The sequence below is a fragment of the Candidatus Sungiibacteriota bacterium genome (assembly GCA_016432465.1).
Classification (GTDB): domain Bacteria; phylum Patescibacteriota; class Minisyncoccia; order Sungbacterales; family HO2-52-23.
Genome location: CP066690.1, coordinates 118,967 through 142,671 on the forward strand (window position 1 = coordinate 118,967; position 23,705 = coordinate 142,671).

The following is a 23,705-nucleotide window of genomic DNA, read 5'->3' on the forward strand; positions in this document are numbered from 1 at the left end:
CATCATGGGTTTTCAATCAACCTTAAAATTTAGGCCAGCGCGCCGGATCAACTTGGTTGGGGTCGGAAAGGGCCAGGGTTTCCATCTCTGCTACAAGACCATACGGCAAAGGACCCCGCTCTGCCGCGCGAACCGCACTAGAAAGATGCCCAAGGTTATTCGTTCCAATGAGTATGGTGGAAATAAAAGGGTTGGATAGGGCAAATCTTATGGCAAAAGTCGGCAAGTCCACGCCATACCTTGCCGCAAGATCATATACTTGAGATGCTACAGATGCTAGGGGTTGAAGAATCGGGGGGTAATTCAGGACCGCTCCGCTTAAAACTCCTTTTAAAAGCACGGACCGGTTGATAATGCCTACACCGTTAGAATAAGCAAGGGGTAGAACCCTACGACTCATCCGCTGATCAATAATGCTATAGGCAGTCTGCACTACCTCAAAAAAACCACCGCTAACTGCTGCCAAGGCCGCCTCCTCCCCCCTTGTGCTAATACCAACATGAAGCGCCTTACCCTCGTCTTTGAATTTCTGCAGAATATCTGTCAGTTCCCGCCCCGTGATATCTTCTGCGCTTCCGCCATGAAGCATAAGAAGGGGCAAAACATCCAGCTTGAGAATGCGGAGACTGTCTTCAACTTCTTTTCTGATTCTTCGTTCCACCTCAGCGCTTTCAGGACGCTCTCCTTTGTCCAAAAAACTCCCGCACTTGGTACCAATCACCACTCCCGGATTTTTGGCAATACCCGACTTCCCAATTCGCTCCTCGGCCAGACCGTAAAATGCCGCCGTATCAAAATAAGTGATGCCCATCCCCACCGCAATGTTTAATAGCCTGATGGCTTCTTTCTCGTCCGGAAGACTACGCTTCCCCAGCCCGTAGGCAAAACCAATTTCTGCTGTTCCAAGTCCAAGACGAGAAACAACCAAACCCGTTCTACCGAGAACACGGGTTGGAATCCTACTTGCTTCTTGCCAGCACAACATCAACTGCCTCCTCTAAAATATCAAGCCCCTCCTCGAGTGCGTCTTGAGCAATCGTGAGAGGCGGACCGATTTTTATTGTACCGATATTGGTCTTAATTAGCAAGAGACCGGAAGCAATGCACCTTCGCACGATCTCACTGCAGGTTTTAACATCAAGGTCGTTGCTCTCTTTATTACCAAAATGTATGCCGGCCAGAAGCCCACGGGAAGAAATAAATTTGATTCTTTCCGGATATTTACGCTGCAGTTTCTCCAGCCGTTCTAAAAGTATTGCTCCGAGCCTGTTCGATCGCTCCACTAATTTTTCATCATGCAACACCTCCAAATTTCCGATACCGGCAGCAACGGAAAGAACGTTACCGGTATGCGTACTGGTAACTCCGGCATGATTCAGTATCTCCCGCGGACCAAGCACTGCTGACAAGGGCAAGGAGGAAGAAATACCCTTGCCGCAGCAGACCAGATCCGCCTCCACCCCAAAATGTTCATAAGCAAACCACATGCCGGTTCTACCAAAACCCGACTGCACTTCGTCAAAAATAACCAATACTTGATTGCGCTTGGCCCAAGAAGCAAGCGCCTGTACGTAACTTTTAGGGAAGAAACAAGCGCTCCAACCCTGATACGGCTCCATAAATACGGCGGCAATGCTCTCGCTTTTTACTCCCTTGGCTTCCAAAGCCGCAATTGACTCTTTAAAAAAACTGGCCCCATTAGTTTCGTCAATCCCACGGCGATAGTCCGGGTAGGGCAGATGGTAAATGGCCGGATCGTGCCATGGCATCCACACCTTGTCTTTAGGTTTCCCGCCTATCATTAAACTTCCCAGTGTTTTACCGTGAAAAGCATCCTCAAAGCCAATGATACCAACTTTGTGAGGATTGATTTTTTGCCCATGAATACGGCTAAGTTTCAAGGCGCATTCGTTTGTTTCCGAACCAGTGGCATACAAAACAACCTGATTAAATTTTTGCGGGGTCAATTCAAGCAGCAACTCAATAAACCGCAGTTTATCTTCGGTGGCATATAAATAATTGAAGAGGTGGCCTCGATCCAAACGCGCCTGAATAGCGGTCTTGACGCGAGGGTGCGAGTGGCCGGTATTGGCCACAAAAATTCCTGAAGTGAAATCTATCCATTGATTGCCAAAGCGGTCAAAAACTAAAAAATCTTTGGCGCGATCCCAAAGCACAAAGTCATCTTCACAGGTTGCTTCCGGCTCTAAGGTTTTGAGCCGTTGGATTATCCGAACGGCCTCCTGATTTTCTTCCAAATTTGAAACTTGGGCGTAAGTCATAAAATAGGAGGGTAGCGTTTTTTAAGCTCTTCGTGCAGGGGATGCCCCTTACGAGAGAGTTGGTACTCCATATACATAAGTTCTTCCGGGCTATCTATTTCTCCCACTAGGGGTGTGACAAATCCCTGAATTTTATCTCCATAGGCGCTATTTGTACGCTTCATAACCTCGGTTTTTACAATATCCACATAACCGTTGGGGTGAAAGGTCTGGGGAAGAAGGTGGCGCGGGATATCGTAATAATTTCTTACCGGATAATCAGGAAAAAGACCAGCCAAATATTTTCCCTCAAGTTTCAAATACTTATAGGCAGTTTCAATACTCTCATGGGCCGAGCGCAAAGACGTGGTTTCGGGATTAGCCAGAAATTCCTCCACTGCGCGGTCAAGGTCTGCAGGATCGCGCAGGGGCGTGGTGGGACGAAGGTAAACTATAATTTCGGGCTCGCTTCCCTCCTGCTCCTTCAGCCAATCCGCAACGTGTACCAACACCTCTCTATCTCCCGAATGATCCTGGGAAATTTCGGCAGGACGAATAAACGGAACTTCTGCTCCGTATTTTTTTGCCACCTCGGCGATTTCCTCCGCATCGGTAGAAACAATCACCCTGCTGATTTTTTTGGCGAGGCGCGCTGCTAAAATAGAGTAAGCAAGCATGGGATATCCTGCCAGAGGCACAATGTTTTTTTTGGGAATACTTTTGCTCCCTATGCGCGCGGGAATAAGGACTAACATTTATTTTATACCGCTTCCCAAGACCATAAGATCCAGAGACCAGCGAATAAATTTAATGTTAATGTCGGAGCTGGGATACATGATACGGCGCAGGACCCAAGAAATAATTTTTAAAAAAGGCAGCTTCCAAATTACGGGCAGTTGATAAAATTGCTCGGAGGAAACTTGGCGGAAAGAAAAAAGCAGCAATAAATCACGCAGCCCCGCCGTGGTATAAGGATGGACATGGGTGTAGTCATCATAGAAAATCCTAAGGCCGGTTTTCCAGTCAGGGGTCATAGTTATAATTCTTCCGCCCGGCCTTAAAATCCTGTACGACTCACAAATAAAGTTTTCTGGGTTGGGCAGATGCTCAATAACAGACTTGGAAAATACTACATCAAAACTATTATCAGAAAACGGCCAGCGGTTTCTAGAAAAATCAATTTTACTTACGCGTATGCCGCTACGCCCCAGCTCACTTACAGAAAAGTCAGAGGAATCAAGACCCTCCACTTCTAAACCATTTTCTTTAAATCCCAAAGTAAAATCTCCTCGCCCGCATCCCACATCTAAAAGAAGAGACCCGCCCGGAATCCGGAAGCGGTCTATCAGATACTTTGTAAGTTTTTTGGGGTAGCTGGTCTTGGGTCTTACCTTCTCGTTATAAATAGTTTGAACGTAATCTTGTTTCATCAAATAAGTGTGGCTTTGCGGCGGAGTTTGGTTTGTATGGGCTCCTCTGACGCCAAAACCGCTTTCTTGGGCTCTCCCAAATACGCTTTTACCGCCCTTATCTCGGACATGAGGCGGTTAAGTCCTGTAAGCTCAAGGCTGGCTGCTTGATCCGAACCCCACATAGCGCGATCCAAAGTAATATGCCTTTCTACCATACAAGCACCCAAGGTTGCTGCCACCAGTGTCGGATACGCGCCGACTTCATGACCGGAGTACCCAATAAAGGCGCGCGGATATTTCTTAATTAAATGCGGTATGGTGGCAAGATGAAGTTCTTCGTGATTGGCAGGATATGTGGATACGCAATGCAGCAGCACGAGATTATCCTCGCCCAAAAAATTCACCATGCGAGCAGTGGCCGCCTCGTCCGACATGCCGGTAGAAACAACTATGGGTCTGCCTTTGGATTTAATATATGCCATAAGTTCCCGGTCTTGATTACAGGCCGAGGCAACTTTGTAACAGGGTGGATCATATTGTTCCAGAAAATCTACACTTGCTTCGTCCCAAGGAGAAGCATACCACAAAATGCTCTTGGCTTTGCAGTATTTATCAATTTCATCATACTGTTTCTTGTCAAATTCCAGTCCGCGTTTCAAATCGCCATTGGTAGACCCAAACGGATTCTCGCGGGGACGAGCAAGCTCCTCCGAAGTATACACCACATCCACGGTTCGCTTCTGAAATTTTACCGCATCACAGCCCGCCTCCACCGCGCCATCAATCAACTTCTTGGCGGTTTCCACGTTGCCGTTATGGTTGATGCCTATTTCTGCCACCACAAAAACTGGTTCTCCGTAACCAACATAACGATCGCCTATTTTAACCCTTCTTTGCCCGTTCATGGTAGGAAATCCGGACGTTGTTTACACTTTTGAGACAACGAAACATACAAGTCTTGTCGAAAAAGTGGAAACAACACCCTAAAATCTTATGACCTCTGCCGGTTAGTTTATAAAACAATCTGGTCCTCGGTAAGCACGGTATCTGCCGGGATATCTACTTTAGCGGTCTTGCCCACCACTGTATGAATCAGTGTCGGTTTTATTCCGTGTCCGGGACTCTTACAAGTAAGCATGTCCTCTCTGACCAAAGTGCCCTGCGGTATGGGAATCTTACTGACCAGACTTTTACCGTGCTTATTGCGCATGGAAATCTCCCTATCGTGTAACCTAACTTCGCGATCTTTCACCGCCCGTTCTATTCTACGAATTTGTTTGACCATCTCTGTAAATTCCAAAGGGTCAAGACTGACTGTGCTGTGGTCTGGTCCGGGCAAGGCTTTGTCTAGTGTAAAGTGCCGCTCCACTGACGCGGCCCCCAACGTTACGGCTGCAATAGTAGGTACAAATCCCACTTCGTGGCCGGAGTAACCGACCGGGAGAGGCCGGTAGCGCTCGCGCATAGCAGTAATAGCTCCTATATTCAAATCCTCATCCGGAGTAGGATATATAGACACGCAATGTTTTATAATCAACTGGTTACTGTGTTTCAAAATTGTATTTACCGCTTCGTCCATTTCTTCCTGATCGGCCATGCCTGTTGACATAAAAACTGGCTGTCCGATTTTGGCCACAAATTCCAAAAGTGGCCTGTTGTTTACGTCAAAAGAGGCAATCTTCCAGCAATCCATGCCAATATGCGCTAAAGACTCTGCACTTTTTAAATCAAAAGCTGTTACAAAAAAGGCAAGCCCTAAAGAATGAGCAATGTTTTTAAGCTCCGAAAACTGTTCATCGCTAAGTTCCAATTTCTGCCGGTATTCGCCATAAGTTTTACCCAAAGAAGTAGAATGGGTCTGGGGCTTGGACAAAAGATCTTGCGTAAAGACTTCGTTTAAACGACGTCTCTGAAATTTGACCGCATCCGCACCGGCAAGCGCGGCCGAGATCACTGACTTTCGGGCAAGCTCCATCTCGCCATTATGATTATTGCCGACTTCAGCAATAACAAAGGTAGGGTGGCCCTCCCCCACGTATTTATCACGTATCTTTATGGCTCTGGGAAGCGTTGAATCCAGCCTCATAAATAGTAAAACGTGGCCGTATTGACGGTGGTAACGAGTAACTTCATGCAAATAAGGCCCGTTCAACCAAATCGCATATAATATGTCCAAGTGTTATGTGCGTCTCCTGAATGCGTTGCGTATCGTCTGAAGGCACCACCAAGGCGCAATCAACCAAGTCCTTAAGCTTTCCGCCCCCACGGCCCAAAAATCCGATCACCCGCAAGTTTCGTTTTTTTCCTTCCTCCACTGCCCGCATCACATTGGGCGAGTTGCCACTGGTGCTTATCGCCAACAAAAGATCCTTGGGGTGGTTGGCCAAGGCCTCCACTTGTCTGGCAAAAATCAGATCATATCCGTAATCGTTGCCCAAGGCCGTAAGAATAGAGGTATCAGTAGTAAGCGCTATAGCCGGCAGGGCCCGGCGCTCTTTCCTGAATCTGCCCACCAGTTCTCCGGCTATATGCTGGGCATCAGCCGCACTGCCGCCGTTACCCATAATAAGCACCTTACCCCCGCCTTGATACGTATCCGCGATCATCTCGGCGGCCTGCACTACCAAATCAGCCAGTGTCTCGGCTGATTTTACTTTTACCTCGGCGCTCTCCTGCAATTGTCTTATAACTTCTTTTTTCATACGTAGTGGCTGTCAAAACGCCGACAAGCTTCTTGGTAGCGTTCTGGTGTTCCAATATCTAATAATTCTCCCTTGGCAAGAAATCCTCTACACTTTCCGCTTTCCGCAAGTTTAGGAAAAACGTCATATTCTAAGGAGAATGTTTTATCCTGCGGAAAAAAAACTGTAATTTCTTTCCCCATCAGATATATTCCTGCACTAATAAATCCCCCCACCTTCCCAGCGGGGTATTGGACCCCGCGGGAAGGATTTATACGGCGCCCATTCATCCCCGCAACAAGGGAAGTCTGACTTCCCAAGCTGCGGGAATTCTGGGAAGGTGGGGGGACAAATCGGGCCAGGGTATTTAAATCTTTCTCATGAAAAGCAGTAATGAGGAGGTCGTCATTACAAATTACTGTTCCTCCGTCGGTTTTTGCCCTGACGGCAAGCGCAAACGACGCAACCGGTGCAAGCTTTTTGTGGGTACGCAGGAGTCCGGAAAAATTAACAGGGCAAAAGGAGTCGCCGTTCATTACAAAAAAGGGGTCACTGCTTATAAGCGGGAGTGCTTTTTTCAGAGCTCCCCCCGTTCCCAGAGGCGTCTTCTCCTCCGAAAATAAAATTTTAACATCAGGGTCTTTACCGTATTTTTTTTTCACATGCTCTTTCACCTGTTCACCCAGATGCCCGATACATAAAATAAAACGCCGAAACCCAACCCGACTTAGATCTCCTAGCAAAAGGTCAATAAACGCCAGCTCGCCGATTGGAGCCAATACCTTGGGACGATCCTTCACTACCGTCTGCAAGCGCACTCCAAGGCCCCCGCAAAGAATTACAACATCAGTTTTGGAAAGTGGAACGTACATAAAATAAGCCTCTTAACTAAAACCCCCGTCCCACAAAACAGGCTGCCTTAATTTCCCTGTTTCCGCGCTGCCGTGTCTTACAAAATCCCAGGATTTTTTAAAAATTTTCCACGGTCGCGCGAGGAACGGAAGCTCACGGTCTAAATTGCGTAGACGATATTTTAAATAAAACCACGGGGAGCAGTACTCTTTGACCAAACGTCTGGAATCTGCCAGATGTCCTTTCGAATTAATCACAACCATGCTGTGATCGTATATAAAGTGGTGAAAGGTATTAAGACGGCAAAATTTAACAACCATGCCCTTTTTTATAAACTCCAGCACAAACCCGTTATCGGCGTTGGGACTTTCCGGAAAAAGCATGGCCGAACGCACCAAGGCGTCACGGCGGAAAAACCACCCAACCTCCGCCGCCCCCTTATAACGAAATACGTCCTCTACACTCTTTCCATAATTTACCCCCGGAGGCACGCAGTATTCGGTTATGACACCGTTTCTTTCTTTGGTACCGCCGCAGATCAAAAGATCAATTTCCGGATGCGCTTCCAAAGCTTTAATCGCCTGTTTTACCCCTTCCGGATGATAAATATCATCGTCCATCAGCGGTTTCAAAAACTTTCCCCGCGCCAAAAGTATGGCCTTATTCTGCGCTTCCTGTCCGCAAGTGTCCGGTTCCGAAATAAATACATCTATTAAATCGCGGTAGCGTGCAGCTACTTCTCCCGTGTGATCTACGGAGTCCCCATCTATCACTATAAGTTCGTCCTGGGGTCCAATAAATTTTTTTGCCCCTTCCAGCGCCCGCGCCAAATATTCAGCCCTGTTTTTGGTGATGATAAAAAATGAGACACGCTTGGGAGAATACGCATCAAAAGTATATTTTTCGGCCGTTGTTTTTACTACTGAATTTTTAAAGCTCATCTTGCGGCATTCTATAAATTACTTGGCTTCCCGAGAACTCAAATTTGAAAGGCACTTCCAAGAGTCCTGCTAACGCCTCTTGGACCTTATCGCGTAATTCCGGTTTTACGAAAATAAGCATAAAACCTCCGCCTCCTGCGCCTAAAATCTTGCCCCCCAAGGCTCCGGCATGCATGGCCGCCTCATACACTTCGTCAATAAAAGGGTTGGTAATTTTTGACGAAAGCGACTTCTTAAGACGCCAACCCTCATGCAAGAGTCTGCCCAAACGTTCCACGGACTCCTTGGGACTTACTAGGACTTGGGTAGCCTCGTCAACCAAAGCGTGAAGCGCTTTAAGTTCAATTACCTTATGCGGCGTATTTTTTATCTGCTCGGCCGCAACCTCGGAGGCGTTCCGGGGAAATCCTGTAAAAAAAAGCGCCAAGTGCTTCTCTAGTTCCTGCATACGCTCGCGCGGCAAATCAAGAGGTTTGACCGCGACGTCATCTTTGCCTCCGAATCTGATTTGGTTAAGACCGCCAAAAGCAGCGATGGCCTGATCCTGCGACCCCACGTTCTCCCCAATTCTTTTCTGTTCTACGTGAATAGCGTCCAGCGCAAGCTTAAGCTTGCTGACTTCCTGTCCCCGCAGGGCGTAAAGGGAATTCAGAAGGCCTACGGTAAAAGAGGAACTTGAACCGAGCCCCGACATACCCGGCACATCGGTATTATGTTGTATTTCCACCCCTTCATTAAATTCCAAATGATTCAGGCATTCACGAACCGAGGGGTGCTCAATCTCGGCAATAGTCTTTGTTTCCTCGTATTTGCTGTAACGGATGCGGTAGTTGCAATCAAAAAAAGGCGGAAGATACCGGCTGATAACATAACAATATTTATTGATGGAAGCCGAAAGCACTGCTCCTCCATTTTTTTTGTACCAGACCGGATAGTCAGTTCCACCACCGAAAAAAGAGATACGAAAAGGTGTACGGGTGATTATCATGGTTAAATCGCTAACTGTTATTAAAACGTGGCAGAGTCCCTATTGGTTTTGTGTGGAATCATAATTCCCCACCGTGGTGGGGAATGAATTTAACGCCTGATATAAACATCAAATTTACTGCATACGACATCGGCAAATTGCTTTCCCGTATCAGTCACAACGATGGTGTCATCCGTAAGTTCAACGATGCCGTCATCTTGACACTGCTGCAGCGCTACCATCTCGGGCTGGAAATATTCCGCAAATCTTATATCGTACTTCGTCTCCAGCTCCCTTAAATCAAGTAAAAAGTAATTGCGGATGGTCTGTATAATTTCACGACGGAGCTGGTCGTCCCGACTCAGCTTGTGTCCCCGGAAAACTGGAAATTGGTTATGCAGAACGGCTGCCGTATAATCTTTAAGTCCGGTTTCGGGCGAACTAAAAATATTTTGAAAGTCGTAAAGCGATGCCAAACCGCTCACTGCGCCAACCCCAACACCCAAGACCGCCTGATACCTGCCGGCTGTAACGCCCATACGGTTCCAGGCCATTTTTCCTTCCCTCATGGCCTCAACTACATCATCGGCGGGTTTTGCAAAATGGTCATAACCAGTACGAATATATCCCCCTTCCGTTAAAATTTCCGTGGCCTCAAGAAACAACATCTTGCGCTCGGCATTATCAGGGAAAGACGGCATCAACAACTGGTGAGGGAAAAATTGCGGTATAAAGTGCATATAGTTTAAGCAGATCCTGTCCGGAGCCATTTCCACTACCTTTTTCATGGTCCTACGCATAGATTCTCTGGTTTGCTTGGGTAAACCGCAGATAATGTCAAAGTTTATTCCGTTTCTAAAAAGGCGCCGCAGCTCTGGAGCAATAAGTCTCTCAGTTAACACGGCCGGTTGTACCCGCGCCACTGCCTTTTGCACTTCCAAATCAAAATCCTGAACGCCAAAAGAAACTCTGGAAATGCCCTTGCTGGCATAATAGCGCATCCCTTCTTCTTTCACGTGACGCGGATCAATCTCTATGGCAAACTCGTCCAAAGAATCAAGGTCTGCGACTTCCCTTAACTTTTCAAGCAACCGATCAAAGTCCTCGTTTGTAAGATAGGTCGGAGATCCGCCGCCAAGATGTACCTCCCGAAAATTTGGCCGGATTTTGTTTTCTTCCAAAAACCGCTTTAATAGCTCTACCTCCTGATAAAGCACCTCCAGATATCTTTTTATGTCGCTGTAATTTCTGCTTATAACTACATGGCAGGTACAATAAAGGCACTGGACAGGACAATGGGGAATATGAACATAAAGCATGAGCGGCACCGTCGGATTTCCAAGAAAAAGTTCCCGCAACGCGTCACGATACTGCTTGTCTCCCTCTTCTGCGGACTGGAAAGCAGTCCAAAAACGCAAATTAGGATATTCGGTGTACATAAAAGAGCGTTCACCGTATTTCTTAACCAAACGGGGGTCGGGATTGCGCAGGGTCACGACTCTATCTCCAAAAAGAGAACTGTATAGATTATACAAAAATAGCCGCCATCTGTCGATAGCTAAAAGCCATACCGCATGCCCGCTCCAAAAACTGGAAAACCCGCCTGAAGGGCGGGTAGAAAAACTTAGGCAGGTTGGGAGCGCGTTTCAACCTTGCCGCCAAAAAACTCAAAAGAATTCAGTCCTCTCTCCCTAAGTCTTTGTAGAAGCTCCGTATAATTTTTGATAATTTGCTCCGGGGTCATACTTCTCCCCCAAGGAGTTTCTTCTTCATATACAAAAGTAAGTTGCGGCAGCTCGTCCCTGTACTTCCCGTGCTGATGCATCATCTTTTTCCAGTCACGGAGCACTTCCCGAATACCAAATCTTTCCGGATGATTATAAACTTCTGTCCCCGGACGTAACGTAAAAATAGCCAAATAAACAAGGTCGGGTTGGGTTTCTTCAATAAAAGACCACGTTCGCTCCACAATGTCCTCTGGCTCTCCCGGAAGACCAATAATTAAATAGATCCTTGCCTCAATGTCATTTTCTTTCAGCACCCTTATGGTGTTTTTAGCTCCTTCAACCGTGGTACGCTTGTTAATTATATCAAGCGATCTTTGCCAAACGCTCTCTACTCCCAAACCCATGGCCATGCATCCGCTTTGTCTGGCCAAAGCCGCAAGAGAGGACGTAATCCCATCCACACGACATTGCCCCCTCCAAACAATGCTGGTTCTGCCTATGGCTTCCAGATGACGCTGGGCCTGATCCTCTTTTAGGGGAAGAACGATTTCGTCCGAAAGCGACAAACCCTGAATTCCATATTGGGATTTAAGATATTCTATTTCCTCTTCCACCCTTTCAGGGGCCCGATATCTTATACCGGGCACCTCAAGCCGCGCATACTCAATGGCGCAAAAATGACAGCGGTACGGACACCCCCTACTAAACATGGCCGTAGTGCCCAAAAGTTCTTCATAGCCCATTTTGTGTTTGAGATTCATAACACTCTTCCTTGCAGTTGCGCTAGCCGGAAGAAAATGTCTGCGCCAGTGAGGATAAATATTAATATCTACCGGTTTTGGGTCTCTATATATACGCTCTAGCCTCTGCCCCATGAAGTCTTCCAGCGCCTGAATAACGGTTCGTTCTCCTTCGCCCAGAATTAAAGCATCAAATACCTCCAGTGACTCTTGAGTAAACATATTAGCATGCGGCCCGCCCGCAATGTGCCGCGCCCGGGGATAGTGACTGCGCAACGATTTCACTATGGAACATTGCTCTTCATAGTCCAGGGTATAAACAGAATGCAGATAAACATCGCACTCGGGAATGTGGTAGATGGCCGAGTCTCTTTTGATGCCGCGTAGATCAACTAATCTGGCCTCCACGTCGCGTCCGAAGTGATCCTCCAAAATGGTTAATAACTGAAAGTGAACAAAGGGGTCCCCGCGAAAAGGGTCAAACAGATAGTCGCTCGACGGGAATATAAATCCTACCTCCAGCATTTTTTGTCCCTGTTATAAAAGATCATTATTTTTAATTTTACTATAAAAACTGCTCTCTAGCAAGCTTGGCATGGAAACTTGGATGATTATTGGCGTCAAACTTAAAAAGAAAGTACCGCATCGGGGTGATGCGGCAGTAAGTATCTGCTGCTTAATTAGCTGGCTGACGGAGTCGTATATCTTCTTCCACGCGGCGCATAATCTCGTTTAGTCCGAGGACGGCAAAACGCAAACGCCAGTAGGCTACGCTTTCGGAGAATGTCTTGGCCAGCGCAAGTCGTCTTTGGGCCTCTTCCGGTCTTCCCAACTTAAATTCCAAAACTGCAAAATAAAGATTGACTAGAGCGTTATTGGCGTGGGTTTTGTCGCAAATGTTCACAAAGAGCTTTCTTAACATTTCAAGTTTTATAGGATTTTCCTCCCGCCAGATTTTTCCTTCATAATTTATTTTCCAGTCCATCACCATCCAAATATCCGCGATCTCGTCTCTCTGGGGAACATAAACAGGATCTCCATCCAGTAAATTTACAAATTCCTTGGCCCGCTCCTTTTGTCCGGCGACATTACGGATATGCTGTCCGGTGGATCCTGTAAACGGCCGCTCTGTTCCGTCAATCAGCTGCTGTTGGGTAAGAAGACCGGTATTGAGCGCGTGGTTGGTAATTTCTACGCCGGGAATGTAGTTCAAAACCTGAATAGTGGACCAATCGGGCTGCGTTTCAACGCAAAGCTTAATGGTCTGCCAAACCTCACCAATAGTTTCATCAGGAAACCCAACGATTAAAAGAAACTTGGTAAAAATCTGGGGATATTTTCGCAGTATCTCCATGCAACGGTGGAAGTGGCGCACACCGCTAGGTTTCTTAACGGATCGCAAAATCCTCTCACTGCCTGACTCTACGCCAAAACTCAAGCCAATGCATCCTGATTCGTACGCGGCCTGTGCAATTTCCTCGGTCATGGCAGAAGCAATGATGCCATTGGACGCATCCCACGTGATTCCAAGGTTCCTCCTGACCATTTCGTTAAATAAAGCCACCGGGCCTCCATAAAGAAGATCATCGTCCAGCCACATAATATGCCGGACTCCATAGGTATCACGGATGTACTCAATTTCATCCACCACGTCGCTAGCCGGCCGGTCAAAGACTCCCCGACCGTTAAAATTACGTACCGAACAGAAAGTGCATTGAGCCCGACACCCGACGTTAGCCAGAACCGTAGAAGCGCGGGTGCCTTCCGGCCATAACCAATAGTAAACCCCTATTCGTCCGTTTTTGGGACTGTAATCGCCAATCCTTAAATCATGGTAGTAGGGCCGGACACTTACCGAGGTTCTGTTTTTAGCGGCCCTGTTTTTTAAAACGGTATATTCGCCATCAATTAGCGCGGCTATCTGTGATAGCGCCTCTTCTCCGGCTCTGCCGTTTACAAAATCCAGCAAGTCACCAAAAGCCGTATTGCCTTCGTAAAGACCAATAAAATCAATCTCCGGACAATCTTTCAAAACCATTTCTCCTGCCTGCGTAGTATGTACTCCTCCGGCAATAATGGAGACGTAGGGATAATTTTCACGGATAAACTCCGCAGTTCTTTTCATGGCGCGGTGTGTAACTGTAAACATGCAGGTCAGAGCAACAAGGTCGGGTTGAAAATTTTCTATCCTTTCCCGAAGCCATTCTTCCCACACATCGTAGTTAAACCCCTGACGCCCTGATTGTAATTCTTCCTGAAGATCAAAGTTGAGATCAATAAGGTCTGTCTCGTATCCGCGCTCTCTTAGGTTTCGGGAAAGAACGCCAAGCCCGTATGGAGGATAAACCGGATAGCGATTACCGACTGCAACTTCCACAGAGTAATCTTCTTTGGGAACATGGACCGGATTAACCAGTAGAACACGACGGCAACCTTGAGGCAATTTAAATCGTAGCTTCTCGGCTATTAGGCGCCGAAGCAGGTTATCTGCCTTTGACGTAACTGTTTTTAGCTCCACCACCAGCTGCCCCAATATCGTCTTAAGTGCTGGTCATTATTATACTACAAAACCAGTTTCAAACAAGACCGGAATCAAAAACTAAATCTCCACCCAAGGGTGGAGAGACAATTAACTAGAGAAGAGATTAAATCGTGTCTGCCGGGCGAAATCTTTGTGGGTACGGTACCACTCCACAGTTTCGCGAATTCCTTCCTCCAACGAAATCTGCGGCTCAAAACCAAGAGACCGCGCTCTTTGAACGTCCAGGACTCTTCGGCGGTCGCCGCTGGGCCCGGAATCCTTCCAAATTGTTTTCGGCGTACACTCTGAATGCCGTAAAACTATCTCTAACACCTGCCGTATGGTGTATCCTATGCCACTTCCCAGATTTACCGGCTCGGAGACTCCTTTCTTGGCAACCAGCATCATTCCTCGCGCCACGTCCCGCGCATGAATGAAGTCCCTCACCTGCAGTCCGTCACTTTCCATCCTCAAAGGATTCCTGCCGCCTACTGCCTCCCGAATCAAATAAGGAATCACCATGGCCGCATCCGACTCAAAATCATCATACGGTCCATAGGTATTGGCCGGACGCACAATGGAAATTTTTTCCCAACCATACTGGAGCCTATAGGCTTCGGCCTGAATCTCCCCCATGCGTTTAGCCAGCCCCGCAAACCAATCATTCTTAGAAGGAAAACCTTTCCAGACGTCATCTTCGTGGAATACTTCAGCCGGAGGATAAACGGCAAGAGAGCTTGCCAGTAAATAACCGTCAGCCCCCTTCTCCCGAGCGGCGCTAAGCATGTTTACGTCAAGCATCAAATTCATTTCAAAAAGCGTAGCGGGTTTTTCTTTGTTAAACCGCGGGGGGCCCTTGGCACATAATAAATTAAACACATAGTCCATCCCCTCGCAGACATGCAAACAATTATCCATTTTTAGCAAATCAATCTTGCGAAACTCTGCTTGCTTGTGCGCACGCGATTCATGATCCAGAGATGCGATCCGGACTTGAGCTCCTTCCTGAATTAAAATCTCCACCAAGGGTATTCCAATAAGCCCAGTGCCTCCGGCAACCAACACTTTTTTATTGGCGAAGTCAAACATTAGAAGTGCCCTGCTTTTTCGGGTTCACATTTGATATTGCCATAAAGATACGCGCCTCTTTTGTTGCCATACCAGACAACAAGTTTATACCAATCCTCCCAGCTCTGCCAATGCTCGCTGTTGCGATCAACCCTGTAAATAAAACTTCCCCGGACAAGCGCTACGTCACACATTGCGCGTACGCCCCGATAAAATTCCCAGATATTGTAGGAGAGCGTAAGAACGGTGTCTTCTTCAACAAAGGGAAGTTTTATAAGACCCTGATTAAGCTCTATGGCTTGACGGAGTAACTCTTCGTCAACAACGATATTATTTGTTCTGAAGAACTGCGTAAGGACCCGCCGGGCCTCGTCATAAAATTGATCCAGTTTTCCTTCTCTGCAAAGCTTAATAAAGATAAATTCGTCCACCGGCCAATAGATATTCAACCACTCCGGCGCCGGACAATACTCTATGCCCCCGGCCATAATGCTTTTTGCCTTTGCGCGGAAAAAAGATTGTATTTCCTTAAGCACCGGGAATTCTTCCAGTTCCCCTTCGGTAAATACCTCAATCAGACGACGATAAGACACGCCCGTGGTTTGACGCAAAACTATCAACGGTATCTGAAAAACTTTGTCAAAGTGCAGAAGCGAGGTCGTCCAGCAAAACACTCTGGTGCGCGCCCAGTCTTCCCGCGTCAGGGTGCTGGTTTCTACCACAATATCTTCGCTTTCTGCTACCTGATCTGGTGTTTCATCAATAACACCGTGAAAGATAACTGCTTTAACCTCAACGGTTTTAAGTCCATACCTCGCTACATACTGCGGATCGGACATGGGAGCATTGGGCATCATAGAAAGATTGCCAAACTGAATCCGGTTGTGCTGTCCCTGCTCAATGGTAAGCGCAACTCCATCGGCAAAAGAATTATAGGTTTCTTGGGGTAAAGCAATAAGCATATCGCTGTAAGTATCAATGCCGGCCTCGGTAAACCTTCTCTGAAGATTACGGAAGGCATCCATAGAAATATTTGTTCTCTCCACTGCCCGCAAAACTTCCGGATCCTGCGACTGAAAAGCAATGGTTACACCGGTACTTAAACCGGCATCGGCAAGAATTTTTTGCGTCTGAAAAATACGTTCCTCTGCGTTTTTGGCATTCTGCGTAGAAAGGGCTCTGGGCAGACCGTAGTGCGCTTTGATCTCCGCGGCTTTTCGTGCAATATCAACGTCTCTCGGCAGCAGTCCGAAGTTGGCGTCACAACAAAATATAAACTGTATCTTATGCTGCGCAAACCACTCCAGCTCTTTAAACAAAATCTCCAGATCAAATCTAATTACTTTATTTTTAGTGTTGGAGCCCCAGTCGCAGAAAGAACAAAAAAAAGGACAGCCGCGATTAGTTTCCCACAACGCATCCCATCTTTGATTAGGGTATGCTTCCATCAAAGGAGTAAAGGTTCCGTTAAGGTAGGGTGAGGGCATGACAGCGAGACTTCGCATCCTCGGAAGCCATTGCGTCTGAACACAGTTGCCCGAAGGGTCCAGAAAACTTACCGAAGGTACTTCCCCCCATTCTCCGGAAAAACTTTTTTCCAAAATATGGACAAAGGCTTGTTCTCCCTCGTTATGGCAGGCAAGATCTACAAAACGGTTTTTTCTCAAAAATTCTTCCGAACGATCCGGTACTTCGGGCCCGCCAAAAACAGTAATAACACTTGGTCTTTTTTGTTTTAGGCGCCGGGCAATTTCCAAAGAAATATTGCGGTTCCAAACATAAAGACTGAATCCAACAAGATCAGCCTCCAGCAGATGCTCCACGGCGATGTCGACCGGAATACGTTTGTAAACCGGCAGAAGAAATTGGTAGTTTCCGGGGTCAGCAACATTCTTTTGAGCATAAACCTGAAGGTCGGCGACCGAAAGCGGAAGATACGTTACTCCGGAGAATTCATTATTGATCTGCACCAAACCTATTTTCAGCGCCATCTGGTCTCACCTCTTTTCAAAGATCATTCCCACTTTGGATTATAACGATATTACAATAAATGAAGTCATATGGCAAGAAAAAATATAGGGGGAATCCACGCATTGTTAACACTTTCCTCCGTCCCGCTTTTGATAAAAAGGTATTGGGGGTAAAGATGCTCGGCGAAGTAAAGACGCCCCTCTTTTATTCTCCCCGCCTCGCTAAGCGTCCGTGCCGCCCCGTAGGTTATGTCCTTGATACTTATTCCTCGCTGACAGCGGCACTTCCGATTCTTTCCCCCAGTGAGGGGCTCGACCCCGCGTACTTATAACCGAAAGCGGGGCGGAGGTACGAAAGCGTGGTTGAGCGGATGGGAGTGAACGAGGAAGTTTGGTCGAGGCTATGTTCGCCTGAAGACAATGGGAGGAGCGATTTGCTTAGTTCCGAGCCGTAAGGCTAGGAAAATCGCGACGACCCTTAGCGAGCTTGCCGCTGGAGCAAGCGAGTCGTGTCTGAAGGCGAATATGGCGGAGGGCACCGAATTCCTAGTATATCCTGATCATCAGAACACTCAACCGCGCTTTCAGTATTAACAACGCGACTAAATTTTATAGAAAAAAACGGCCTGATCTGTCGATAGGCCGTTAAAGCTGTGGTTGCACCAAATTCGCTGGTGCGATAAATTAAATAATTGATTGATGCAGAGTAATCTCGTACGCCACTTCACGACGTCGGGATCCCAAGGTGTAATTTTCGCCGCGCAAAATATACATAATACCAAAGTGGGGCCTGGAACGTACAACAGAAGTATTGGGATAAGAGCCGTGAATCAGGTTACCGTGCTGAACGTATAAAGATCCTTTCGGTAAATAAAGATCACTTTTGTCATAATGAGCAGGGACCCCTACTTCATTGCCGGGATTGTCCTGCGGATCAAAACTTGGGTGCGGTACAAACGGCAGAAGCGGCTCGTGATGTGATTGCGGATAAAGATACATGCCACCGTTTTCCGGATCACTATCTGCCAGAGAAAAAATGGCCGAGAGCGATACACCACGGCGCGCCCGAAGATAAGCATTGTCCTGATGCGGACGCCAAGCGTGTCTGGCAAAAGGCGTACCGGGCTTTTTAAATAAAACTTGCGACCCGATGCATAATGCCTCTCCACCCAGCACCTCTTCAACTATCGCCACAAGTAACGGCTGTTTTATTAAATGCAGAATTTCTGGTGCCTTCAACTCAATGTTTAAAATCCCCGGGAAGTCCGACTCCGCGTGCGCTTCAAAAATTGCAAGTAACCAAGCGCAGTAGTCAGATGAAAGAAGGTTGTTAACGACCAAATAGCCCTTTTCTGCATAAAAAATTCTCTCGGCTTCAGTCAGTACTGACGGCATGATCTCTACCACCTCGATGTCCTTTAAATTATGGTACTTGAGGGCCGTTTAGGAGTCAAGATGAAAAATTTATCGGTACAAAAAAGGGGTTCTAGACCCCTTTTGGTTATTATAGAGGTTATGTAAACCGCCTGCATCTAACAGCTTTTTTCCAGGATTCGTGGCCGCAAGCTAAACACGCTTCTTTTCTCTGCGCTATTCTGCCCGGCACAAAGTTCTTGCCCTTGCTGATTCCTAAAGTGCCGTAAGGCACAAGCAACATGGCCCGCGACCTTTCAGACTCATTGGAACGCGATCCATGAATAACGTTGCCATGCAGAAAAAGAACACTACCTTTCTTAAATTCAAGATCAACGGCTTGGTACCTGGATGGAACTTCTACGCAATGTCCCGGACTTTTTCCTGATTTCTCATGGAAACTTTTTACTTTAACGCTCGGCAGTATAGGCTCTTTATGTGAGCCGGGATAAATATACATTCCGCCATTCTCAACAGTGTGATCTTCAAGAGCAATGTTGCCGGTAATGTACATACCGTAATCTGCCTGCGGGTAGGCATTGTCTTGATGCGGATTCCATGCCTGCAAGGCATAGGAAGTTCCAGCCCGTTTGAAAAGAACCATGGACTGCAAATGAACAACCTCCGCGAGCTGCAGTATACCTAAAATCTTAACCAGGCGGTGGTCGCTAATCATGGACCAGACAGCCAGACTGTCATCTGCCAAAACCTCCCTGCGCTCAACTTTTTCATTACCGTCTGCATCCTGTTCCTGATACTCAACAAAGCCGCGTTCCAAATTCATGATGCCGCGAAAATCAGGCTTGGCATAGCGCTCATAAACCCGCAGTACGGCTCCGCACTCTGCCGGAACAAAAACATCAGGCACAACTAAATAACCGTTTTCTTTATAAAGTTGTACTTGTACTGAAGTCAGGCCGCACCCGCAAATATCCACGGTCTCTTTCTCCTTTTACAGATGCTTTTTGGAGTATAAAGACTCGGCGTGGCCGTGTCAAATAGCATGAATGGTGATCTCCGCCTATATCATACTCTGTATAAGCGGATGGTCTTTGAGTTCTGTAAACTCCTCTAGTACTTCGTCCGCCTCCGCGAGCTGCTCGCGACCCAAGGTGGAAGCTATAGCAATGCAGTAAGCCCCGGCGGCTTTAGCGGCCCTTATTCCCAAGGGCGCATTTTCTACCACTACACATTTTTCAGGATCAACACCCAGCATCCTTGCGCCTTTCAGATACGGATCTGGAAAGGGCTTACCGCGCTCTGTCATCTCGCCTGTTATAATAGCCTTAAATTTTTCCAAAAAAGATGACGGTACAGTTACGGAAATTCTTTTAAACTGTCCGCCGCTTACGATAGCAAGGGGCACCCCTCGCTGATGCAAAGATTCCACGAGCTCCTCCACACCCGAATAAAACTTAAGCTGTTTACGGTGTCCGACGTAATGGCGATCTTTTTGCGCAACAATCTGATCGGCTAAAGTCAGGGCGTCAGGCCTGTCACCAAGTCCGCAAAAAATCTTAGCCATCTCACGGGTAGGCATACCCTCATGCGGCAAAAATTCTTCCCGCGTGAGGGCAATACCAAAATCTGCCAAGACCGAATGCCACGCCCTAAAATGATCTTCCATGGTGTCGGCCAAAACCCCGTCAAAATCAAATAATATTCCTCTAAAATTTCTCATGTAAGCAGTTGAAGCGTTTCTCTCATCCACTCACCCATGTATTTATAATGAGGACTTGTAACTAAGTTACCGTCTACCACCACCGACGCATCCTCGTAAGTAGCCCCCGCATTTTCAATGTCGTCCTTAATGCTGTAGTAACCGGAGATTTTTCTGCCCTTGATAATTTTGGCGGAAATCAAAAGCTGAGAGCCGTGGCATATCGCAGCAATAACCTTACCTTTTTCGTGAAATTCCCTGATAATGCGCAAAATGTCCTGATCCTGTCTTAAATACTCCAAAGACCGTGCGCCTCCGGGAAGAATAAGTAAATCGTAATTATCAATTTTAATTTCAGGTATGTCTAGGGTTGGCACTACTTTTACGCCTATTACGCCGAAAACCGTTTCTTTGTCCCGTACCGCAACATCAACACCCCAACCCGCCTCCTGAAGACGATAGTAAGGATAAACATATTCCACATCCTGCACAAATTTTCCGGTTATAATTAATGCTTTCCTCATGCCACTGTTTTTTTAATGGCCATTAATTCCAGAGTTTCGTCATTGGCTAAACCATCCTCACGGGCTAAATGCTGCCACAGCATAGAGTCACCTGTGGCCATTATACCTGTTCTATCCTTGCCTAAAAGTCTTCCCTGAAGCAGCGCAATAACTGTGGGCTCAAAACTATTCAGTTGTTCTTTGAGCTCCGGCCAAGAACCGGCAGTGACTACTACCACCTCGCACTCGCCTATCTTTTTTGTACACCGATACCGTTCCTTCTCATTATGAAAATGGCAGACGGAGTCATCCCGCACCGCATGAAATTCGTGTCCTTCGTAACGTTTTCCCTGCCTGCCGTACTCGTCATCAATTCTAAAAAGATCTGTCTTGCAGGTTGGTGTCTCAACCTCCATAATGACGGCCCAGTCAGGATTTAAAGCCTCAGTCGTATGAAATACCCCCTTTCCAAATATAAGACCCTCGCCGGCTTTAAGTTGGTGTTTGGAACTATAGGTTTTACTGCTAACTTCTCCGGCCAAAACCGTGAGCGAGGTTTTTTTGTTGGGATGACAATGAAAAGATGTTTTTGCCCCTTTTTTCATGTGGAGCGCCCATACAGCTGCGTCTTTATTCTGGAAAATTAAATACTCAAAGCCCCAAGGCTTTTTTATAAGTACGTTCCTGTAATCAAAAGTGTCGTCTAGTTGCTGCAGCTCGCCCGGTGAAAACAGGGTGAGAGCCTTTTTGTCTTTTTCTGACTGTTGAATCCAATGAATCATGGCTGGGGGTCATCTCCAAAACCTTTTTCATAGCGAGGTTGCTCAATCTGCAGCAGAAAAGGGGGTTTAGAGATGGCCCTGTAATAATAAAACGCCGGGGTTTGCTCGCTGGTATCAAATTAAAAACCGTCCCGATTGGTCGGGATGGTCTTAAATGTCTATTCTAGATCATGCTGCACAATATTTTCACGATACCAGGCAAGGGTACGCTTTAACCCCTCATCCAGAAGAATCTGCGGGGTCCAACCAAAATTTCTTTCAGCCTTACTTGAATCCAGAACAGGTTTGGAAGGAATAGCCGACTTGAGGGCGCCAAACTCCACCCTAAGGGGTTTTTGCATCAAAACCATAACCTTCTCCAGAAGCGCGCGCAGGGAAAGAGGGCTACCCGATCCAATACTATAGATCTCAAAGGAACTGGATTGCTTACCCAAAAGTAATTCAATAAAACGTACAAGATCCGAAACATATAGGAGGTCTACTTCCTCGCTTCCATCGCCATCTACGTTGATCGTTCCCCCGTGTGGTGCCGACATGACTTTAGTGATAGCGGTACCGACTGTGCGGGAACTTTCGAGGTTGAATCTGTCATGCGGACCATAAATACTGGCGGGTCGCACAATACTAAATCGTGTCCTACTACGCATTGAATAAAAGTCACAAAGACGCTCTGTATATAATTTTGTTAATGCTGCGCCAATGTCTTTTTTATCAATTCGTCCCTGACCCGTAATGCTTTCCCAATCCGGACGACCCAAACACAGAAAATAAACTGCTGGGCTGCTCAAAAAAATAAATTGTTTAACAGAGTTTCTAGCTGCCTCCTCAAGTAACAACATATTCATCACGATATTAGCGGTTGAATCAAAGTACGGCGGGATCGCCTGATCTTTGGCATCTGAAGTTGCGGCAGCTGCATGAATAACCACATCAAAGCCTACCTGCAATATCTTTGGTATAAGATCAAGATCCCGCAGATCAACCCGAAGAAGCTTGGGGTTTACGCTGAACTTTCGCGAAAAGTAGGTGCCATAAACTTCAAGATCTGCTCGCTGGGAAAGAGCTTCAAACAAATTTCTCCCGATAAAACCCGAGGCGCCGGTGATAAGCACACTCTGCTTTTTTGCATGTGCCATACCAATACCTCCTCCATTTTTTAGGCGCTGTCTATTATGTATCAGTTACTTTACAAATTGTCAATCAACCCGTTTTCAGCGCTTTTATCCACGCACCAAAAGACCACGGGCTTGCCCGTGGAGCTTCATCTTTAAAAAGGAACTAGAACTTATGACTCGCGCCTAGGCGCGAGTCATAAGTTCTTTTACTTTTTTCATAATGCGTTCCGGTGTGGGCGGCAGGTTATCAAGATGGGGCGCAAAACCCGCGGTGCGTTCCTCCAGACACAAAACATCAATCTTCTTTGAGCTTTGGCGCATAATGTCAAAACCAATACACTTGGCCACGCCGTTTTCAAAATCGCCATCAATAATCAGCCCTCCATGGCGTGAACTCTCCAACGGCCCCAGAATCCGTTCGTCGGCAAGAAACGGCTTAAGCCAAAAGAGATGCACAATGTTTACTGCTATGCCCTCTTTAGCCAGTTCCTGCGCAGCCGCTATGGCATTAAGGCGGGTGGAAGAAATGGGGTAAAGTGTAACGTCGGCGTTGGGGTGCACCACGTCTTCCATTTCATAATCAATTTTAAAACTGGTGCGATGTTCGGATACATACATAGGACTGTCATGCTCCATAAAAAAATCCCAAGCTTTTCGGTACTCTCCCGATGTCATAGGGGCTACAATAAATACTCCCGGCATACGCTCAAACATTCCATGATGACTCCCGGAAGCCACAGGACCCATTCCTCCGTCCATACCAATAGAGCGGACAAAAAGAGGACAGGGAATTCCCCAAAGTTCTTTTGACTTGGCGGCATAATTAGCTATGTGCGCAGCATTAAACCACTGAAATCCCTGATAGCGCACGATATATATGGGCCGTCGGCCTGCTAGAGCATAGCCAACCGCAATTCCGCCCCCAGACACATCGGCCATGGCAAGCTCTACGATGCCCTCTTCCACCGTCATTTCGGGTACTGTTCCGCCCACCCAGCCAACAGCCGTAAGACACTGCCCCAAAGCAACACCGTTGTTTTCTTTCAGGTGCTTACGCGTTATTTCCCTGATAGTTTCTGCTGAAGTCATAAA

The 23,705-nt window shown here is 47.0% G+C and carries 22 protein-coding genes; all 22 read right to left on the bottom strand.

Annotated elements, in window-relative coordinates; genetic code table 11:
• Window positions 1-22: 22 nt before the first annotated feature.
• Window positions 23-985 (bottom strand): aldo/keto reductase, encoded by a 963-nt coding sequence (locus HYW89_00605; GenBank protein QQG45424.1) that lies wholly within the window; start codon window positions 983-985, stop codon window positions 23-25.
• On the bottom strand, window positions 960-2,282 hold the full coding sequence (locus tag HYW89_00610) for an aminotransferase class III-fold pyridoxal phosphate-dependent enzyme (protein ID QQG45425.1): 1,323 nt from the start codon (window positions 2,280-2,282) through the stop codon (window positions 960-962). Before HYW89_00610 ends, HYW89_00605 begins: the two co-directional genes overlap by 26 nt.
• Window positions 2,279-3,016 carry an acylneuraminate cytidylyltransferase family protein gene (locus tag HYW89_00615; GenBank protein QQG45426.1) on the bottom strand — a complete coding sequence of 246 codons (738 nt, stop codon included), beginning with the start codon at window positions 3,014-3,016 and terminating at the stop codon, window positions 2,279-2,281. Before HYW89_00615 ends, HYW89_00610 begins: the two co-directional genes overlap by 4 nt.
• The gene (locus tag HYW89_00620; GenBank protein QQG45427.1) at window positions 3,017-3,691 is read right to left on the bottom strand and encodes a class I SAM-dependent methyltransferase; all 675 of its coding nucleotides are present in this window, start codon (window positions 3,689-3,691) and stop codon (window positions 3,017-3,019) included.
• Window positions 3,691-4,578: an N-acetylneuraminate synthase family protein gene (locus HYW89_00625; protein QQG45428.1), complete on the bottom strand. Its 888-nt coding sequence runs from the start codon at window positions 4,576-4,578 to the stop codon at window positions 3,691-3,693. The genes HYW89_00620 and HYW89_00625 overlap by 1 nt, the downstream gene beginning before the upstream one ends.
• Before the next feature lie 107 nt (window positions 4,579-4,685).
• Window positions 4,686-5,759 carry an N-acetylneuraminate synthase family protein gene (locus tag HYW89_00630; GenBank protein ID QQG45429.1) on the bottom strand — a complete coding sequence of 358 codons (1,074 nt, stop codon included), beginning with the start codon at window positions 5,757-5,759 and terminating at the stop codon, window positions 4,686-4,688.
• 43 nt (window positions 5,760-5,802) lie between these two features.
• Window positions 5,803-6,375: a D-sedoheptulose 7-phosphate isomerase gene (locus HYW89_00635; protein ID QQG45430.1), complete on the bottom strand. Its 573-nt coding sequence runs from the start codon at window positions 6,373-6,375 to the stop codon at window positions 5,803-5,805.
• Window positions 6,372-7,226 (bottom strand): NTP transferase domain-containing protein, encoded by an 855-nt coding sequence (locus HYW89_00640; protein QQG45431.1) that lies wholly within the window; start codon window positions 7,224-7,226, stop codon window positions 6,372-6,374. The genes HYW89_00635 and HYW89_00640 overlap by 4 nt, the downstream gene beginning before the upstream one ends.
• A 12-nt stretch (window positions 7,227-7,238) precedes the next feature.
• Window positions 7,239-8,147, bottom strand: a complete 909-nt coding sequence (locus HYW89_00645) for a glycosyltransferase (protein ID QQG45432.1) — start codon at window positions 8,145-8,147, stop codon at window positions 7,239-7,241.
• Window positions 8,137-9,135 carry a kinase gene (locus HYW89_00650; protein ID QQG45433.1) on the bottom strand — a complete coding sequence of 333 codons (999 nt, stop codon included), beginning with the start codon at window positions 9,133-9,135 and terminating at the stop codon, window positions 8,137-8,139. The genes HYW89_00645 and HYW89_00650 overlap by 11 nt, the downstream gene beginning before the upstream one ends.
• A gap of 89 nt (window positions 9,136-9,224) precedes the next feature.
• The gene (gene hemN, locus HYW89_00655; protein ID QQG45434.1) at window positions 9,225-10,649 is read right to left on the bottom strand and encodes an oxygen-independent coproporphyrinogen III oxidase; all 1,425 of its coding nucleotides are present in this window, start codon (window positions 10,647-10,649) and stop codon (window positions 9,225-9,227) included.
• Window positions 10,650-10,738: 89 nt separating this feature from the next.
• Window positions 10,739-12,106 (bottom strand): B12-binding domain-containing radical SAM protein, encoded by a 1,368-nt coding sequence (locus tag HYW89_00660; GenBank protein ID QQG45435.1) that lies wholly within the window; start codon window positions 12,104-12,106, stop codon window positions 10,739-10,741.
• A gap of 151 nt (window positions 12,107-12,257) precedes the next feature.
• Window positions 12,258-14,114 (bottom strand): cobalamin-dependent protein, encoded by a 1,857-nt coding sequence (locus tag HYW89_00665; GenBank protein ID QQG45436.1) that lies wholly within the window; start codon window positions 14,112-14,114, stop codon window positions 12,258-12,260.
• A 96-nt stretch (window positions 14,115-14,210) separates the two neighbouring features.
• Complete coding sequence (locus HYW89_00670; protein ID QQG45437.1) at window positions 14,211-15,191, bottom strand: NAD-dependent epimerase/dehydratase family protein; 981 nt, start codon at window positions 15,189-15,191, stop codon at window positions 14,211-14,213.
• A complete protein-coding gene (locus tag HYW89_00675) occupies window positions 15,191-17,161 on the bottom strand; it encodes a cobalamin-dependent protein (protein QQG45438.1) in 1,971 nt (656 codons plus the stop codon). Before HYW89_00675 ends, HYW89_00670 begins: the two co-directional genes overlap by 1 nt.
• A 663-nt stretch (window positions 17,162-17,824) precedes the next feature.
• Window positions 17,825-18,535, bottom strand: a complete 711-nt coding sequence (locus tag HYW89_00680) for a phytanoyl-CoA dioxygenase family protein (protein ID QQG45439.1) — start codon at window positions 18,533-18,535, stop codon at window positions 17,825-17,827.
• A gap of 118 nt (window positions 18,536-18,653) precedes the next feature.
• The gene (locus HYW89_00685) at window positions 18,654-19,490 is read right to left on the bottom strand and encodes a phytanoyl-CoA dioxygenase family protein (protein ID QQG45440.1); all 837 of its coding nucleotides are present in this window, start codon (window positions 19,488-19,490) and stop codon (window positions 18,654-18,656) included.
• An 84-nt stretch (window positions 19,491-19,574) separates the two neighbouring features.
• Window positions 19,575-20,234, bottom strand: coding sequence for an HAD family phosphatase (locus HYW89_00690; GenBank protein QQG45441.1), 660 nt, complete (start codon window positions 20,232-20,234; stop codon window positions 19,575-19,577).
• A complete protein-coding gene (locus HYW89_00695; GenBank protein QQG45442.1) occupies window positions 20,231-20,737 on the bottom strand; it encodes a type 1 glutamine amidotransferase in 507 nt (168 codons plus the stop codon). The genes HYW89_00690 and HYW89_00695 overlap by 4 nt, the downstream gene beginning before the upstream one ends.
• On the bottom strand, window positions 20,734-21,498 hold the full coding sequence (locus HYW89_00700) for a hypothetical protein (GenBank protein QQG45443.1): 765 nt from the start codon (window positions 21,496-21,498) through the stop codon (window positions 20,734-20,736). Before HYW89_00700 ends, HYW89_00695 begins: the two co-directional genes overlap by 4 nt.
• A gap of 158 nt (window positions 21,499-21,656) precedes the next feature.
• A complete protein-coding gene (locus tag HYW89_00705) occupies window positions 21,657-22,634 on the bottom strand; it encodes an NAD(P)-dependent oxidoreductase (protein QQG45444.1) in 978 nt (325 codons plus the stop codon).
• A 162-nt stretch (window positions 22,635-22,796) separates the two neighbouring features.
• Window positions 22,797-23,702 carry a hypothetical protein gene (locus HYW89_00710; protein ID QQG45445.1) on the bottom strand — a complete coding sequence of 302 codons (906 nt, stop codon included), beginning with the start codon at window positions 23,700-23,702 and terminating at the stop codon, window positions 22,797-22,799.
• Window positions 23,703-23,705: the final 3 nt, after the last annotated feature.

Bases quoted from the DNA above. Each gene is read 5' to 3' on its own strand.
- HYW89_00620 (QQG45427.1), bottom strand. From the start codon at position 3,691: ATGAAACAAGATTACGTTCAAACTATTTATAACGAGAAGGTAAGACCC.
- HYW89_00670 (QQG45437.1), bottom strand. From the start codon at position 15,191: ATGTTTGACTTCGCCAATAAAAAAGTGTTGGTTGCCGGAGGCACTGGG.
- HYW89_00690 (QQG45441.1), bottom strand. From the start codon at position 20,234: ATGAGAAATTTTAGAGGAATATTATTTGATTTTGACGGGGTTTTGGCC.
- HYW89_00710 (QQG45445.1), bottom strand. From the start codon at position 23,702: ATGACTTCAGCAGAAACTATCAGGGAAATAACGCGTAAGCACCTGAAA.
- HYW89_00640 (QQG45431.1), bottom strand. From the start codon at position 7,226: ATGTACGTTCCACTTTCCAAAACTGATGTTGTAATTCTTTGCGGGGGC.
- HYW89_00615 (QQG45426.1), bottom strand. From the start codon at position 3,016: ATGTTAGTCCTTATTCCCGCGCGCATAGGGAGCAAAAGTATTCCCAAA.
- HYW89_00625 (QQG45428.1), bottom strand. From the start codon at position 4,578: ATGAACGGGCAAAGAAGGGTTAAAATAGGCGATCGTTATGTTGGTTAC.
- HYW89_00630 (QQG45429.1), bottom strand. From the start codon at position 5,759: ATGAGGCTGGATTCAACGCTTCCCAGAGCCATAAAGATACGTGATAAA.
- HYW89_00700 (QQG45443.1), bottom strand. From the start codon at position 21,498: ATGATTCATTGGATTCAACAGTCAGAAAAAGACAAAAAGGCTCTCACC.
- HYW89_00675 (QQG45438.1), bottom strand. From the start codon at position 17,161: ATGGCGCTGAAAATAGGTTTGGTGCAGATCAATAATGAATTCTCCGGA.
- HYW89_00610 (QQG45425.1), bottom strand. From the start codon at position 2,282: ATGACTTACGCCCAAGTTTCAAATTTGGAAGAAAATCAGGAGGCCGTT.
- HYW89_00705 (QQG45444.1), bottom strand. From the start codon at position 22,634: ATGGCACATGCAAAAAAGCAGAGTGTGCTTATCACCGGCGCCTCGGGT.
- HYW89_00695 (QQG45442.1), bottom strand. From the start codon at position 20,737: ATGAGGAAAGCATTAATTATAACCGGAAAATTTGTGCAGGATGTGGAA.
- HYW89_00645 (QQG45432.1), bottom strand. From the start codon at position 8,147: ATGAGCTTTAAAAATTCAGTAGTAAAAACAACGGCCGAAAAATATACT.
- HYW89_00650 (QQG45433.1), bottom strand. From the start codon at position 9,135: ATGATAATCACCCGTACACCTTTTCGTATCTCTTTTTTCGGTGGTGGA.
- HYW89_00605 (QQG45424.1), bottom strand. From the start codon at position 985: ATGTTGTGCTGGCAAGAAGCAAGTAGGATTCCAACCCGTGTTCTCGGT.
- HYW89_00660 (QQG45435.1), bottom strand. From the start codon at position 12,106: ATGCTGGAGGTAGGATTTATATTCCCGTCGAGCGACTATCTGTTTGAC.
- HYW89_00635 (QQG45430.1), bottom strand. From the start codon at position 6,375: ATGAAAAAAGAAGTTATAAGACAATTGCAGGAGAGCGCCGAGGTAAAA.
- HYW89_00680 (QQG45439.1), bottom strand. From the start codon at position 18,535: ATGCCGTCAGTACTGACTGAAGCCGAGAGAATTTTTTATGCAGAAAAG.